This window comes from Rhizobium sp. Rhizsp42 (assembly GCF_047304155.1).
Taxonomy (GTDB): domain Bacteria; phylum Pseudomonadota; class Alphaproteobacteria; order Rhizobiales; family Rhizobiaceae; genus Rhizobium.
In genome coordinates, this window is record NZ_JBGLYS010000226.1 from 1 (window position 1) to 219 (window position 219).

Sequence of the window (219 nt, forward strand, 5' to 3'; positions counted from 1 at the left end):
GCACGACTTCTTCATGACCCGCTACACCGAAGCCTATGCCAACGAGATCGCAAGCTTCATCGCCGCCATCGAAAAGGACGCTAAGATCTCCCCCTCGGGCGCCGATGGCCTCGCCGCCCTCGTGCTCGCCGACGCAGCCGTGCAGTCCGTCAAGGAAGGCAAGCTGATCAAGATCGGCTGACGGTTTTCTCCCGACCGAAAGCCACATAGGAGATGGCC

General features: G+C 61.2%; 1 protein-coding gene. It reads left to right on the plus strand.

What is annotated here, in order from left to right:
• A partial coding sequence (locus tag ACCD05_RS32170; protein WP_413397748.1) for a Gfo/Idh/MocA family oxidoreductase occupies positions 1-181 on the plus strand: 181 nt, incomplete at its 5' end.
• Positions 182-219: the final 38 nt, after the last annotated feature.